8 protein-coding genes are annotated in these 16,109 nt (G+C 61.6%); 6 read left to right on the forward strand and 2 right to left on the reverse strand.

What is annotated here, in order from left to right:
* Window positions 1-337: 337 nt before the first annotated feature.
* On the forward strand, window positions 338-2,689 hold the full coding sequence (locus tag VFN25_RS13510; protein WP_325142779.1) for a hypothetical protein: 2,352 nt from the start codon (window positions 338-340) through the stop codon (window positions 2,687-2,689).
* A gap of 289 nt (window positions 2,690-2,978) precedes the next feature.
* Window positions 2,979-7,040, forward strand: coding sequence for an ATP-dependent RNA helicase HrpA (gene hrpA / locus VFN25_RS13515; RefSeq protein WP_325142781.1), 4,062 nt, complete (start codon window positions 2,979-2,981; stop codon window positions 7,038-7,040).
* A 21-nt stretch (window positions 7,041-7,061) separates the two neighbouring features.
* Here hrpA and VFN25_RS13520 read toward each other — a convergent pair whose 3' ends face one another.
* Window positions 7,062-7,538, reverse strand: a complete 477-nt coding sequence (locus VFN25_RS13520; RefSeq protein WP_325142784.1) for a hypothetical protein — start codon at window positions 7,536-7,538, stop codon at window positions 7,062-7,064.
* Between the two features lie 233 nt (window positions 7,539-7,771).
* Between VFN25_RS13520 and VFN25_RS13525 the strand changes: the two genes are divergently transcribed.
* From VFN25_RS13525 to VFN25_RS13540, 4 genes are all read left to right on the forward strand, one after another.
* Window positions 7,772-8,776, forward strand: coding sequence for a hypothetical protein (locus VFN25_RS13525; protein ID WP_325142786.1), 1,005 nt, complete (start codon window positions 7,772-7,774; stop codon window positions 8,774-8,776).
* 172 nt (window positions 8,777-8,948) lie between these two features.
* On the forward strand, window positions 8,949-11,048 hold the full coding sequence (locus tag VFN25_RS13530) for a bifunctional (p)ppGpp synthetase/guanosine-3',5'-bis(diphosphate) 3'-pyrophosphohydrolase (RefSeq protein WP_325142788.1): 2,100 nt from the start codon (window positions 8,949-8,951) through the stop codon (window positions 11,046-11,048).
* Window positions 11,049-11,154: 106 nt separating this feature from the next.
* Window positions 11,155-13,689, forward strand: coding sequence for a serine/threonine-protein kinase (locus tag VFN25_RS13535; RefSeq protein ID WP_325142790.1), 2,535 nt, complete (start codon window positions 11,155-11,157; stop codon window positions 13,687-13,689).
* 92 nt (window positions 13,690-13,781) lie between these two features.
* On the forward strand, window positions 13,782-14,573 hold the full coding sequence (locus VFN25_RS13540; protein ID WP_325142792.1) for an NRDE family protein: 792 nt from the start codon (window positions 13,782-13,784) through the stop codon (window positions 14,571-14,573).
* Window positions 14,574-14,715: 142 nt separating this feature from the next.
* Here the strand turns inward: VFN25_RS13540 and VFN25_RS13545 are convergent.
* Window positions 14,716-16,109, reverse strand: a 1,394-nt coding sequence (locus VFN25_RS13545) for a glycosyltransferase (RefSeq protein WP_325142794.1), incomplete at its 5' end; no start/stop codon positions are given.

Here is a 16,109-nt window from a genome sequence, read left to right on the forward strand (position 1 = left end):
GGCTTTTCACGTTAACCCAAGCCCATGCCTTGGCGTGCCGATCTCGATGAAGCAACCACCAACTGGAGAGCCGTGTGCGGGAGAACCGCACGCACGGTTCGGAGGGCGGGGAGGTGATGAGCCTTCCCGACCCCTATCGAAAGGTAAGAGTCGGCGTTAAGTCAGAGCCTGCCCCGGACTCGATCCGGGGACGAACGGCTGGGGGTAGAACCGGCCTTGCCTGAGATTCACTGGCGATCACCGCGCGGCACCGAAGCAACATTTAATGTCGCTTTTCCCCCCGCAACGACGTTTCTCTCCCCTGTTCGGGCAATTGCCCATGGTGGGAGTAGGCGTCATGAAATCGAAAACCGTGATCTGGGGAGCGTTGCTGATCAGTCTGGGCGCGGTGTCGCCTGTCTGGGCAGCCATTTACAAGGTTGGCCCAACCACAGGTGGCTCGGGCTGTACCACTGGATCGATCCAGACCGCAGTGAACATGGCCAATGCGAATCCCGGCCTGGATCACATCATCATCTCGCGCTCCGCCATATACACCGCGGAGGCGGTGAAGATCCAGCAAGGTCAACCCTTGACGATCAGCGGCGGCTACGCGACCTGCACCTCCACCGAGCCATCCGGAGGGCCCACCATTGTGAGCGGCAATGGAGGATCGGCGGATTCGGTATTTACCATTGAAACCGGGGCTGCAGAAATTCTCATCGAGGATTTGTTCATCCGGGATGGTGACGATTCCAGCATCCATTACGGCGGCGGCATCGATTACACCGGTAGCGGCACCCTGACCCTGAGAAACGTGACCCTGACCCAGAACGAAGCAGGTTACGGCGGCGGTTTGTCCGCCCGCGGCACCGGCTCTGATGCCACTGTTCTGTTTCTTGGCAATACCACCATTACCGACAACCTCGCGACGCAGGATGGCGGCGGTGTGCATCTGCGTGGCGAAATCACGCTCTATGCGCTCGAGCCCAACACCGCGATCTGGCTCAACCGTGCCACCGGACTGGCGAATTCGCCGCCCGGCACGTATCACAGCTACGGCGGCGGCATGGCCGTGCTTTCACCGGCTACGGCCTATATCGGTTCGACCGGTTACGGCCTTGGCGTGATCAAGGACAATACGGCGCGAGCCGGTGGTGGTGTTGCCGCGCTTGCCGATACCGGTGATGGCGGCCCACGCGGCACGGTGCATCTGTTCACTACGGACGCGACCAAGCCGCAGAAGGTCAATGGTAATCGGGCCACGGATGCGGGTGGCGCGTTCTATGCGGACGCATTCGTAGGCTTTGACTCATCGTATGGGAGGGTGGTGTTGTGGGATGCGGTGGTTGAGAACAACTCGGCACCGATAGGATCGGTCGCTTATCTTGCCAGTGACTCCGATGTCTTCGGGTTTGCAACTAGTGGTGATTTCCAAATGAATCCGTCGCTCTCCGGTGCTGATCGCCCAGCCGCAAGCGTCGCTTGCAATCCAGGCGTTGCTTGCAGCGTGGTCAAGAACAATCGCAGTACCGACGCGGGGGGCAATCCAGCCAATGGCGCACTGATTCACGGTACTGAACGGGCGTTCGTCAATATTGGAAACGCTCGCTTCACCGAAAACAGCGCGCGCAGCCTCCTTGATCTTGCCAGTGCCGGCTATGTGAAAGTTGACAACACTCTGATCGACAACAACACCTTCACCGCGGCGGTATTGCAATTCCCCGAGGACGATCCCGAAGTTGAACTCAATCACCTGACCATCACCGATAACAGCATCGGTGGCCCGGGCGTGATCGCCCATCGCGGCCATGTCGCCCTAAACCGCAGCATCATCTGGCAGCCCGGCAAGACCGTGCGCGATACGGCGACATCGAGCGGCAGCTTCGATGGCGACCATGTGCTGGCCAACGAGACGGCGAGCATTCCAGGCGTGTCCAACCTTTTCTACCCGTTCGACCCGGGTTTCATCAATCCGACGCTGAAGGATTACCACCTGCGCGCTGGCTCGGAAGCCGTCGACGTCCTGGCCTTCAATAGCGAACTGGACGGCACACTGGATCTGGATCGCCTGCCGCGTTCTGTCAACCTGCCGCTGGTGCCCTTTGGCGGCATCGTCGATCTCGGCGCCTACGAACGCCAGTCGATCGGCAACATCATGGTCAACGATTCGTTCAATTCCGATCTGAGCCAGTGGACCTTGCCGTATCCGGGTCTGGTCAGTCGTGACTCCAACAATGGCAGTGGTCCAAGTGGATCGGGTTCATTGAAAGTCCTCGGCGCGCTATCCGCTGGTGCCGTCAGCGTGACTGTTGCAAAGCAATGCCAGGTGCTGCCCGGTCCCGGCCTCTATCAGGTTACTGGCTGGGGTCGCTCGCCCGGCGCCACCATGACCTCTCCTGGCGACAGCATGCGCGTGCACTGGAAAGTGTTCGTGCCCTCGTTCCCGGCCTATGGCTGCACGGGTATCGTCATCGATGAAGGCGATGTGGTGATTCCGGCGACGACCAATTGGATGCTGTCGCCCACGCCGGGACGGTTCGGCATTTCCACGGATGACTACCTCGACAACGCCGCCGTCGAAATATCACTCGTCGCGCGCGATGTCGGTGCCGCCGATGCGCAGGGTTTCCGCGACTACAACGTCGGCTTCGACGGCATCACCCTCGAAGCCGACAATGACGTGATTTTTGCTGACGGGTTTGATTGAGAACGGGAGTGGGGAGTAGGGAGTCGGGAGTGGGTTTGAGCGCAGGCGAATACATACTCGCAGCAAAATTTTAGGAGCCCCTTCAGGGGCGAGCATTTCGACGAAAGCTCCGCGCCTGAAGGCGCCTCTACAATAGATGCTGCTCTCCACGAGGCGTGAGCGTCGAGCGTACGCGATGGTGCCCGAAGGCCAGGATCAAATCGAGAGCCAGCGGTTATCATGGCGGATTCCAGATTTTCGATGCGGCGGATCGATCCGTCGCATCGATGCCGATCACGAATCCTCGTTCATGTCCGACTTGTCAAAACTCAAACCTGCGCTGGCTGGTGTATCGACGCGTGATCGTGGTCGCCTGATCGGGCGGCTGCGCCGACTGGAAAAAGATGGCGCGTCGGTCAAGGCCGAACAGGTCGCGAAGCTGGCGGCCGAGATTGAGGCATCGACGGCCAGGGTTGCGATGCGCGCGGCACGCATGCCGCCGATTCGTATCGACGAATCGCTGCCGATCGCCGAGCGCAGCGAGGAGATCGTCAAGCTGATCCGTGAGCATCAGGTCATCATCCTTGCTGGCGAAACCGGCTCCGGAAAAACCACGCAATTGCCGAAGCTGTGTCTTGCTGCCGGACGCGGCACGGCCGGCATGATCGGTTGCACCCAGCCACGCCGGATCGCCGCGCGCACCGTCGCGCGCCGCGTCGCCGATGAGCTCGGCACGACGGTCGGCGATCTGGTTGGTTTTCAGGTCCGCTTCAATGATCAGGTCGGCGAGGCCTCGCTGATCAAGTTCATGACCGACGGCATCCTGCTCGCCGAAACCCAGGGCGATGCCTGGCTCAGCAGCTATGACACGATCATTCTCGACGAGGCTCACGAGCGCAGTCTCAATATCGATTTCCTGCTCGGATACCTCAAGCGCCTGCTGAAAAAGCGCCGCGATCTCAAACTGATCGTCACTTCGGCAACCATCGATACGGCGCGCTTCGCCGAGCATTTCGGCAACGCGCCGGTGGTCGAAGTCGAAGGCCGCACCTATCCGGTCGAAGTGCGCTGGCGACCACCACCCGAGCGCGGCGAAACCAGTTCGGTCGAGCAGATTGTTTCCGCGATCGACGAAATCAGCGCCGAAGATCCCCGCGGCGATGTATTGATTTTCCTGCCCGGCGAGCGCGAGATTCGCGATGCGCATCTGGCCCTTGATCGACGCAAGTACCGCGAAACCGAAGTGCTCGCCCTGTATGCGCGGCTCTCGGCGAACGAGCAGGATCGCGTATTCAAGCCGGGGCCGAAACGGCGCATCGTGCTGGCGACCAATGTCGCCGAAACTTCGCTGACCGTGCCGCGCATCCGCTTCGTCGTCGATACCGGAAATGCGCGGGTCAAGCGCTACAGCCAGCGTGGCCAGCTTGAGCGCCTGCATATCGAGCCGATCTCGCAGGCCGCCGCCGACCAGCGCAAGGGCCGCTGCGGACGTGTCGCCGCCGGCATCTGCTATCGCCTGTATGCCGAGGATGATTACGCCGAGCGACCGCGCTACACCGATCCGGAAATCCTGCGCACCTCGCTGGCCGGGGTGATCCTGCGCATGCTCAGCCTCAAGCTCGGTGATGTCGCCGATTTTCCGTTTGTCGAAGCGCCACCCGAACGTGCCATCGGTGATGGCTATCGGCGCCTGATCGAGATCGGCGCGATCGACGAGCAGCATCGGATTACGAAGATCGGCACGACGATCGCCAGTTTGCCGGTTGATGTCGCACTCGCGCGCATGCTGATCGAAGCGCAGCGCCTCAACGTCAGCCTCGAGCTGATGATCCTGGTCTCCTTCCTGAGCATCCAGGATCCTCGCGAACGCCCCGCCGACGCGCGTCCGCAAGCTGATGCCGCGCATGCGCAGTTCACCGATCCGAAATCCGATTTCATCGGCGTGCTCAATTTGTGGGCTGCCTATGCCCAGGCCCACGCCGATTTCACCCAATCGAAACTCCGCGACTGGTGTCGCGCCCATTTCCTCTCGTTCATGCGCATGCGCGAGTGGCGCGAGTTGCATCGGCAGTTGGTGGTGGGGCGGGGAGTGGGTGAAACAAGAGCGGGAGTGGGGAGTAGGGAGTGGGGAGTGGGTGGAGCAAAGGCGGGAGTAGGGAGTCGGGAGTCGGGAGTAGGAGAGCAGGTTAGCGGTAAGCGGGTAGCGGTTAGCGGGAAAGGCAAGAGGAAGCGTGGTCGCGACGGCAGGCCTTCAGGGTCGGTTGAAGCGAAGGTTGCTGTCCCCATTTCCCACTCCCTACTCCCCACTGCCGCTTCTGTTCCGCCGAATCCCGACAACGGTGAAGCCATTCACCGTTGTCTCCTAAGCGGCTGGCCCACCCAGGTCGCGCGCAAGGATGAGCGCAACCAGTTCCGCGGTACGCGCGAGCGCAAGTTTGCCATTTTCCCCGGATCGGCCCTGGCCAAATCGCCGCCGCAATGGGTGCTGGCCGGGCAGATCATCGATATTGGCAAGGTCTACGCGATGCAGTGTGCGCGGGTCGAGCCGTTGTGGATCGAGCAGCAGGCTGCGCATCTGATCCGGCGTAGCTGGAATGATGCGCACTGGTCGCGCAAGCGCGGTGCCGTGGTCGCCTATGAGCAGGTCAGTCTGTTTGGATTGATCCTGGTCGAGCGGCGCGCGGTGCAGTTCGGCAAGCAGGATCCGGCGCAGGCCCACGAGATTTTCGTGCGTGAAGCCTTGGCAACAGGCGAAATCGACGCGCGCGCCGATTTCATCCGCGCCAACCAGCGCACCCTGGCCCAGGCCGAGGAAATCGAGGCCAAGCAGCGCCGTTCCGGCCTGCTCAAGTCGGCGGAAGAGCGCGTCGCCTTGCTGCATGGCAAGCTGCCCGCGGATATCCATACCAGCGCCACGCTCGATGCGTGGTATCGCAAGGCCAGTCCGGCCGAGCAGGCGGCACTGCGCTGGTCGCTGGCCGATGTCATGTCGGCGACACCAGGCCTTGCGGCCGAGGATTTCCCGACCCGGCTGGCCGTCGGCAATCAGCACATTCGTCTCGATTACCGTTTCGTGCCGGGCGACCCGGCCGATGGGGTCACCGCACATGTCCCGCTGGCCCTGGTCAATGCGCTGTCGGCGAGTGCTTGCGAGTGGCTGGTGCCGGGGCTGCTGATCGAGAAAGTCAGCGAATTGATCCGCGGCTTGCCGAAATCGCTGCGCCGCAACTTCGTCCCGGCACCGGATTTTGCGCGTGCCTTTGTCGAGTCACTTGGCGATGACAAACCGATTCGCGAGCGTGCCCTGGCCGAGGTGCTGTCGGCCTATCTGAAAAAGGTCACCGGCGTCGCAATTGATTCCGCCGATTTTTCCAGCATCGATTTGCCCGCCCATTTGCAGATGCGTTTCCGGGTCACCGATGAAAAAGGCAAAGTTGTCGCTGAAGGGCGTGATCTGGCCGCGATCCAGCGCGACTGGTCCGATGCCGCGCGTGAAGCATTTTCACAGCGCGCCGATGCCGAACTGACCCGCGAGGAAGTTGCCGATTTCGATATCGAAGACATCCCCGAGGTGATCCGCTCGGCGGAGGGGCTGGTCGCTTTTCCGGCCCTGGTCGATCTCGGCGACAGTGTCGCCTTGCGCGTTTTCGAGAATGCCGATGATGCGCGCGAGGAACATCGCCGTGGAGTCGAGCGCTTGCTGCGACGAGCGCTGGCCGACAAGATCAAGCATGCACGCAAGCAGTTGCCGCTGGGCAAGCTCACCGAGTTGAAGTGGGCTTCGCTTGGCAGCGCGGAAACATTGCGTGCCGATCTGGTCGAAGCAGCCCTGAGCGAGTGCCTGCAGCAGCACACACTGGATGCACGGACCCGGGTCGATTTCGAGGCCTTGAAAGCGGAGCTGGGCAAGGCGTTGTTCCCGGCCGCCGTCGAGCGCCTCACCCTGGCCGAGGCGATCATCGAGGCCCACGCCGAACTGGTGCCGTGGCTGGAGCCGCCCCTGCTCGGATTCGCCAGCGCGAACTATGAAGACTTGCTGGAGCAGCGCGATGAACTGCTCGCGCCGGGGTTTCTGCGCGAGACCGACCCGCGCCAGCTCGAACACATTCCGCGCTATCTGCGCGGCATGCGCCTGCGTGGTGAACGCCTGCGTCAGGATCCCGCGCGTGACCAGGCGCGCATGCTCAACGTGCATACCTACTGGCGCGAGTATCTCAAGCGCCGCAGCAGCGGCGATGCCGATCCGGCCGCGCTCGATGAACTGCGCTGGCTGATCGAGGAGTTGCGGGTATCGGTATTCGCCCAGGAATTGCGCACCGCCGAGCCGGTATCGCCGAAGCGTCTGGCCAGGGCGGTGGCTGCACTCGGTTGAGTGCAGCCACTTTTGGCAGCGCTACTTGACGCGCTTGACGCGGATGTCGCAGCCGCAACCATCCACGTACATCAACCAGCTGCCCAGACTCATCGGCTTGATGATGACCTTGGGTGAGCTTATGCGAAATCCGGATCTTCCGCCTTCAGCCTGTTCCCAAACCTGACCATTCTCAAGGGTGACCCGGGTCTTTCCTTGCCAACCATTGAAGTCACCCGCAATGCGCGAATCGATACGCTCGCGATCACTGCCTCTGGCGTAGAAATCCGTGGTGCCGTCTCGATGCTTGATCGGTGCGCCAATTTCACTGACCCCCTTGGATTGGATCCACTGGTTTAGGAACTTGAGCTGCTCAGGACTGAGCTTGTCGAGCCCGGCGGACGTGAATTCATCTTGCGACATGCGTTCTTCCAGGGTCGGAGCCTGGGGCTGGGCGAACGCGTTGGCGGCGAACAGAAGGGCGAGGGACAGCGCAAAAAGCAGGGCTCTGGGGTGCATGGGTTGGGCTCTTGGCATTGGTCAAACTGTGACCAGTTGATCGAAAACTCGTTGTCTAACGGGAGGTTAACAGGTGCGCTTTGCCAAATCAGGCGTTAGAATCGTGATCCATGCAGTCTAGCATCGGGCATTGGCTTTGCGCCTGCACCGATTTTCCGGTCGAAGCACGTTTCCATCGTATCGGTTGCTGTGGTTTTATTCTTTTGTGTTTTCTTCGCGGATTAAGTGAACTAATGATCAAGTGTCTAGCTGGCAGCCTCAAGGCTGCGCTCTCCCTGGCCCTGCTTGCAGGCGCCGGTTCTGTTCTGGCGATCGATAATGTTGCCACCCTCGTTGGCGGCGATACGGCTTCCGGAGATCAGGCAACGGTCGCTCTCGACAGTACCGTGCCGGGCGCTTTCAGCTACCAGAGGCCGCCCAGCGGAGTTGCAACGGCAACGGCGTATCTGAATTCGCATGTCTTTTGCGCTGAAACACCGCGTGCACCGACCCAAGTTTCGCTGCATCCGCGCTATCAGCAATCGGTAACGCTCGGCAGTGATGTCTGGCAGTTTCCTGATGTCTACGTACACAGCTTCACCTATCAGGGTGGCGGCGTCGGCAATGCCGGTGCCCCGGCCCTGGTCATCGGTCAGGCAACCAGTCAGGTCAACAAGCAGTTCCGCTGCCTGAGTTCGTTTCCTGGCAGCAGCCTGGAACTTCCGAACGTCAGCATGGGCTTGTTCGATAGCGGATTCGGTGGCAACACGACACCAACCGCGCCGAGCGGCCCGCACCAGAACGTTACCGTCAATGCCGAGTTGTTCAGCGGTTTCAGTGGTTTGTCGGTCAGTGTGGTGAAGATCGATACGCAATTTGACTTCAGCAACCCGGCCGGAGTCGTGTGGACGCTGGTTGATGGCTTCAATACCAGCGCCTTGTCGCCCCTGGCTGATGCCACCTGGTGCGGACTGGGTACGCTTTGGATCGAACACACAACGCCGCCGCCGCAGCTTTGCGACGACGCGCTTCTTTCCGGCACGATCAAGGAATCCGGAGCATTCGTCCGTCACCAGTTCAGCGCGCCGGCGAGCTCGCTGCCGTACTACGTGCTGGTCTATCGTCCGGTGGTTGGCGTGGCATCGGCCGGAACGCCGATTCAGGGCTTCGCTGCCCTGCGTACCGGTGGTGGCATGGTCGGAGTCGCCGAGGAATCCCAGGATTGGTACACCGACGACAGCGTCTGGTACAACTACTGATTCGTCTGGATCGCGGCCGGATTTGCCGGCCGCTTCGGCACTCCATCTGCTTCATCTGAATCATCCCGGTTCATTCCGGAATCAAGTTTGTGCGGGCCGTGCGCCTGCGTGTCGGTTGAATTCGCTCTGATTCGATAAAGTCGTCGTGCAACCCACGATTCCGGAAAACGCCGTGTCCCATTCGAGCACCGATGCGCTGCAACGCATCGAAGACAAGCTTGCGACTTCGCCGCGTGCTCGCGAGCAATGGAATGCCTCGACGGCTATCCGCAATGCCGTGCTTGCCGAACTCGACGTATTGCATACCGGGCCGGTCGCTTGCAGCGCTCTGCTCTTGCACGAGGCCCAACTGGCCGGCTGCAGTTTCACTGACGCCGAACTTCAGGCATTCGGCGATGAAGTCGCCGATCTGGTCGAGGGTCAGCGCGCCGCCGAGAAAGTCTGGTCCTTGTATGCCGCGCGCAATGGCACCGCAGCGGAGGGCTTGCGGCGCCTGCTGCTGGCGATCATCCGCGATTTGCGCGTGGTCTTTATCCTCCTCGCCAGACAGCTGGTGATGATGCGCCGGGCAGAAGGCCTGACTGAAGACGAGCGCCAGGCACTGGCTCAGTTGACTGCCGACATCCACGCGCCGCTGGCCAATCGACTTGGCATCTGGCAGCTCAAGTGGGAGCTCGAAGACCTTGCCTTCCGCTACCTGCAGCCGGAGACCTATCGGCGTATTGCGCGGTTGCTCGACGAGCGCCGTGGCAACCGGGAAGCCTGGATTGCGCACGCCACCCACATGCTCAGGAATGCGCTGGCCGATGCTGACATCGCGGCGGATGTCGCCGGACGGCCCAAGCACATCAGTTCGATCTGGCGAAAGATGCAGAAGAAGGGTCTCGATTTTTCCGATCTGTATGACATTCGCGCGTTGCGCGTGCTCGTTGACGATGTGTCGTCGTGCTATGCCGCGCTCGGCGTCGTGCATTCACTGTGGCCGTTCGTTCCGGGCGAATTCGACGACTACATCGCCAGCCCCAAGGGCAACAATTACCAATCCCTGCATACTGCGGTGATCGGCCCGGAGGGTCGCACCCTCGAAGTGCAGATCCGCTCGCACGACATGCACGATTACGCCGAACTCGGTTTTGCCGCGCATTGGCGCTACAAGGAAGGTAGTGGTGGTGATGCGAGTTTCGAGCGCAAGATCGCCTGGATGCGCCAGTTGCTGGAAGGCCGCGAGGAGCAGGATAACGATGCGAGCCTGCTTGCCGGATTTCGCACCGACGTCATCGAGGATCGGGTCTATCTGCTGACCCCGAAAGGCCAGGTGCTGGATTTGCCAAAGGGCGCGACCGTGCTCGATTTCGCCTATGTCGTGCATACCGATGTCGGCCATCGCTGCCGCGGTGCCAAGGTCAACGGACGCATCGTACCGCTGACCTTCCAGCCGGACAGCGGCGACCGCATCGAAATCCTCACCGGAAAAGTCTCCGAGCCACGGCGTGACTGGCTGTCGAGCCAACGCGGGTTCCTGCAGACCGCGCGCAGTCGCAACAAGGTGCGCAACTGGTTCCGTCAGGCTGATCGCGAGATCAACGTCGCTGCCGGGCGCGGTGTACTCGATCGCGAACTCAAGCGACTGGCCTTGCACAATGTCGACCTCGAAAGCCTGCCAAAGCGCTTCCAGTTGCGCAGCGTCGATGATCTGTTTGAAGCGATAGCACTCGGTGATATCACGCCAACGCAGATCGCGCGCACCCTGCATGACAGGGACAAGACCGATGAGTCGGGCAACACGCGCATCGCCCCCGTGGCCAGGTTGCAGGCTCCGGCGAAGGACGCACTGGTCATCGAAGGCGTTGGCAACCTGCTCACCGTATTGGCGCGTTGTTGCCAGCCGGTCCCTGGCGATGCCGTGGCAGGATTCATCACCCGCGGGCGCGGAGTCAGTGTGCATCGTACGGATTGCCGCCAACTACAGCGTCTGCGCGTGCGCGATGCCGACCGCATCATTGATGTCGAATGGGGTGGCGGCAAGCAACGGGCCTACGAGGTCAACGTGCTTCTGCGTGGCTATGATCGCAAGGGTCTGCACAAGGATGTCAGCAACGTGATCGCCGCCGCCAACGTACACATCCTCGCCATCGAGGCGCGAGCCGATCCGGCACGCAACGAGATGACCATGAACCTGGCCCTGCGGGTCACCGATTTCGGTCAGCTTTCGGCCCTGCTCGGTCAGCTGCATGCGGTGCCCAACGTGATTGAAGCGCAGCGCAAGCTCTGAGTCGGGCGGGCTGCTGGCGCAGGCTGCGAGCGGCGCAGGCAGGGTTTGTGCTGATATGCTAGCGGCCTCGCTGCAGCGCGGCTTTGGGCATGGAACGTACTCGCCTGTGATCGAAATTCCCGGATACCGACTGTTGCGGCAGCTTGGCCGTGGCGGCATGGCTACCGTGTATCTCGCTGTCCAGGAATCCGTGGACCGCGAAGTCGCGCTCAAGGTCATGTCACCCGCGCTGTTGGCCGATCCGAATTTCGGTGAACGCTTCCTGCGCGAGGCCAAGATTGCCGCGCGCCTGCACCATCGGCATGTGGTCGGTATCCACGATGTCGGAAAAGTTGGCGACTACCACTACATGGCGATGGAATATCTCGCCGGCGGGCCGGTGCTGAGCAAGCAGGGTCCGTCACGTTCAGTCACGTTTGCCTTGCGCGTAACCCGCGAGATCGCTGGTGCGATCAACTACGCGCAGCAAAAAGGATTCATCCATCGCGACATCAAGCCCGACAACATCTTGTTGCGCGATGACGGCTCGGCGGCGCTGACCGATTTCGGCATTGCCCGGGCCAACGATTCGGCCACGCGCATGACGCGCACTGGTGCGGTGGTTGGTACACCGCATTACATGAGTCCGGAGCAGGCTCGCGGCAAGCAGCTTGACGGTCGCGCCGACCTCTACAGTCTCGGCGTGGTGCTCTACGAAATGCTGGTCGGGCGAGTGCCGTATCACGCCGAGGATTCGCTCGCCGTCGGTATCATGCATATCACCCAGCCGGTGCCGAAGTTGCCGGAATCGCTGGCCGTGCTGCAGCCCTTGGTCGATGGTCTGCTGGCCAAGGAGCCGTATGATCGATTCCAGACCGGCAACGACGCGGCCATGGCGATCTCGCGCTACGAAAGGGCCATCGCCAATGGTGAATTGCCGGGGCTTGAGGTTGATCCGGAACAGACCGTACGGCTCGGCCAGGGGCAGGAAACTCAGGCTTCCCCGTTGCCGGCAACGAGCATTTCACCGCGTCCGGTATCCGCCGAACCTCATTCGCGCAATCGTTCTGATCCAAGCATGGGCCGGCTTGAGGAAATCCTTGCCGCGACCGATGACCACATCATGCGTGCCAGCCGTGTGTCGAATCGTCAGGTCAAGGCGAAGCGTCGTATCAGTGGGCTCTGGATAACCCTGGTCCTGGTGCTGCTGGCTCTCGGCGGTGGCGGCTACATGCTCTGGAAACATCAGGACTGGCTGCGTGCGTTTCTTCCCAATACCGAGATGAACACCATTCTCGCGCAGGCGCAGAAGGCTCTTGATGCCGGCCATCTTGATGGCAACCAGGATGACAGCGCACGCGAGTTGTTCCAGCGCGCTCGCTCGCTGGATCTCGACAATGATGTAGCCCGACGTGGATTGCGCGCCGTTGGCGAAAAGCTGCTGGCGCGCGCACGCGATGCCTTGAAGCGCAACGATCCGGGACTCGCCCGTCAGGCCGTGGCCGCAGCACGCGAGTTGCTTGGTGGCGGTAGCGAGGTTGAAGAACTCGAGAAATCGATTGCTGCACTCGATGCAAGCAGCACGGAAACGGAAGCCCTGCTGAGCAAGGCCCAGACCGCATTCGATGCCGATCGCTTGCTTGGAGACGATGGCGCCGTGGCGATCTATCAGCGCGTCCTGCTCAGCGATACCGGCAGTGCCCTGGCCCGAGCCGGCATCCAGCGCAGCGTCGACAAGCTCGCTGCCCAGGCGCGAGCCGCGTTCGAGGCAAAAGACCTGACTACCGCATCATCGCGCATCACTGATATCGCGCGAATCTTGCCGTCCTACCCCGAGTTGCCCGAGTTGCGCGCTTCGCTGGGTCAGCAGCGCGACGCGGCGGCCGCCGCGCTGGAAAAGGATCTGGCTCGCGGTGAGACGCAGTTGCGCGCGGGGCGGATCAGCGGCAATGCTGATTCCGCACAAGCTCTGTTCGAATCCGCATTGCAGCGCGATCCGAATAATGCGCGGGCCAAAGCCGGCTTGCGCCGCGTCGCCCAGGCTTTCGTCGTGCAGGCGCGTGCAGCCATTGAAGGCAGCAATCCGGGGGCAGCCGACCGACTGCTCAAGCAAGCCGAGACGCTGGCTGCAGATTTGCCTGATCTGCGCGCGGCCCGGATCGAATTGCGCGAATTGCGCGAACGCCTCGCGATCGCGGCCGAACGTCCTGTCGCAACGCCCGCTGATCTTGAACGCATGCGCAAGCTGATCGCCGAGGCTGACCAGGCTGCTGAGGCGGGTCGATTTATCAGTCCGCCCGGCAACAGTGCCTATGACAAGTACCGTGCCGCGCTGGCCATTGATGGCGATAACAAGGCCGCACTGGATGGCCTCAACAAGATTCCCGCGCTCGCCCGCGCGCAATTCGACAAGGCATTGTCACAAGGGAGCTTGAGCCGCGCCCTCGGCATGCTCGAAGTCGTGCGCCAGACAGCACCCGCCGATCCGTCGTTGCAGCCGATGTCCGAACGCCTGGCCAACGCCTATCTGGATCTGGCTGAAAGAAGCATTGGCGAGAAACAGGCGACCGATGCCGAAAGCGCCTTGCAAACTGCGCGCAAGCTGAGTCCGGCCAATCCGCGCATCGCCACCGTAGAAGAATTGCTGCGTGGGTTGCCTTAGCCCGGACTTGACTCGGCAGGGTTGCCAGGTGCCAAGTTGATAGCCATGTTGTTTTGACTGTGTAGTTACCCCACGATCAGGAAATCGCTCTTGTGTGCATTCTGCTGATCGCCATTGATGCGATGCCAGACTGGCCGCTATTGCTGCTCGGCAATCGTGATGAATTCCATGCGCGACCGACGGCCACAGCCGAGCCTTGGCGCGGCGCGGCGGATTGTCTCGGCGGGCTCGATTTGCAGGCCGGCGGCAGTTGGCTCGCGCAGCGCAACGACGGGCGTTTTGCCTCGGTCACGAATCTGCGCAGCGGCATTCCGGCGAGCGCGCCGAAATCGCGTGGAGCGCTGGTCCGCGAGTTTGTCGTCGGCAACGAATCGGCCGCGCAATTCGGTCAGTGCGTGCTCGATCAGATTGATGAATACGGCCCGTTCAATCTGGTTTTCGGTGATCGCCAGAGTGTCTGGCTGATCGATGGAGGCAGTGCCAGCCTGCAACGACTTGAGCCCGGCATTCATGTTGTTGGCAACGGGCCGTTCGACAGTGCCTGGCCAAAGGTCGAACGTCTGCGCACGCGATTCACCAAGGCGATTCGCAGCGGTGATCGCGACGACAGTAGCTTGCTGTCACTACTCGCCGATACCAGCCAGCCCGATGATACCGATCTGCCGGACACCGGTGTCGGCGAGAACCTCGAACGTCTGCTCGCACCGATCTTCATCCGCGGCGAGCAGTACGGAACCCGGGCCAGTTCGCTGGTTCTGCAGCACGAAGACGGCAGCGTGTTTTTCCGTGAGCGCAGCTTCGGGCCAATGGGACTGACGACCGATGAGGTCTATTGGGAGTGCCTGCAGATTGACGGCGAGTGGCGGTTGCCTGAGGAGCGGTGAGCCGTGAGCCGTGAGCGGTGAACAGTGAGCGGTTAGCGGGAAGAGCAGTGGGGCATTCTGTCGGGGCGCGCTCCTGCGGGTTTGCGGCAATCTGCTTGTTGCTCTTTCCGCTCACCGCTCACCGCTCACTGCTACTCACCCATCAAAATCCAAAAATCCGATGGATCGCTTTTTCTGCTGCCTCGAAGGAGAAATGCTCACGCACGTTTTCAAGCCCATTGGCTGAGAGTCGCTGCCACATCGCTTCGTCGTTGTAGAGCGCGATGATCGCGTCGGCATAGGCTTCAGCCGTATCGGCAATCAGCACTTCTTCGCCGGAGGTCACATGCATGCCTTCGACGGCCATCGGGGTGGCGACGACGGGCAAGCCGTAGCTCATCGCCATGTTGACCTTGCCCTTGACCCCGGCACCGTAGCGCAGCGGTGCGATCGAGATGCGCGCCTCGTCCATGGCCGGGGCGATGTCATCGACGAAGCCGTGCACGATGATCTGCTCGCTGGCCAGAGCATGGATTGCCTCGGTGACCTTGCTGCCGATCACATGCAGACGCAGATCGGGAATCGCGCGCAGCACGCGCGGCAGGATTTCACTGACAAACCAGATCACCGCATCGCTGTTCGGCGGGTGCTGGAATCCGCCGACGAACAGCAAGTCGCGACGCTCGGCGAACGGTTTGCGACAGCCATAGATCTCATGCACGTTCGAGAGCACGTCGACAGCAACGCCCGGTGCATCGCGGCTGAGGATCTCCTGCTCGACCGGACTGACCACGAGGGTCACATCGCATTCGCGCATGATGCCGATTTCCTGGGTCCGGGTTTTCGCCGAAATGCGGGCGAGATCCTCGCGACCTTCGAGTTCGGCGGCGCGCAGTTCGCGCAGGTAGTGCAGATCGACGGTGTCGAAGATCAGCCTTGCCCTGGACGCATAGACGCGGGCCAGACCGATGCATTCGGCGGCGACGTAATGGCGCGAGAGCACGATCGCATCGAACTCGGCGCCGCGTTCACGGAACAGCGTCGCCGTATTGTTGAATGGATGATGCAAGACCTCGATGCCGAGTTCCTGCAAATCGCTGGTGTAGCGTTCGACCCGGGCCAGATTGCTCGGCATGAAGGCGACATGGCAGCCGATGCCGCGCAGGATGCGCATCAGATTGACCATGCGCAGTGAGCCCGAATCCTGATCGGGCATCGGCGTGACCGCATCGACGATCAGAATGCGATGGTGCGCCCGATGAGTCGCCGCGATGTGGATTGGCGTGCCCGGCGCGGGCTGCCTGATCAAGGCGTCACGCCACTTGTCGAGAAACTTCTCGCGATTGATGACCTGGAAACGCTTCATGCCGCTGGCGGTATCGGTGCCCGCGGTGATGCCTTCAAAGTGGACGACCTTCGAACGTGGTTCGTAGAACACCTTGAGCCCGGCGGCACGCACGGCGAAGGCGAGGTCAGTGTCTTCGTAGTAGGCCGGTGCATAGCGCTGATCGAAGCGACCAAGTTGCTCGAACAGTTGGCGACGCAACATGATTGCTG

This window comes from Dokdonella sp. (assembly GCF_035703485.1).
GTDB lineage: Bacteria > Pseudomonadota > Gammaproteobacteria > Xanthomonadales > Rhodanobacteraceae > Dokdonella.

Coding starts and splice junctions, on each gene's coding strand:
- VFN25_RS13525 (WP_325142786.1), top strand. CDS start 7,772: ATGATCAAGTGTCTAGCTGGCAGCCTCAAGGCTGCGCTCTCCCTGGCC.
- hrpA (WP_325142781.1), top strand. CDS start 2,979: ATGTCCGACTTGTCAAAACTCAAACCTGCGCTGGCTGGTGTATCGACG.
- VFN25_RS13520 (WP_325142784.1), bottom strand. CDS start 7,538: ATGCACCCCAGAGCCCTGCTTTTTGCGCTGTCCCTCGCCCTTCTGTTC.
- VFN25_RS13510 (WP_325142779.1), top strand. CDS start 338: ATGAAATCGAAAACCGTGATCTGGGGAGCGTTGCTGATCAGTCTGGGC.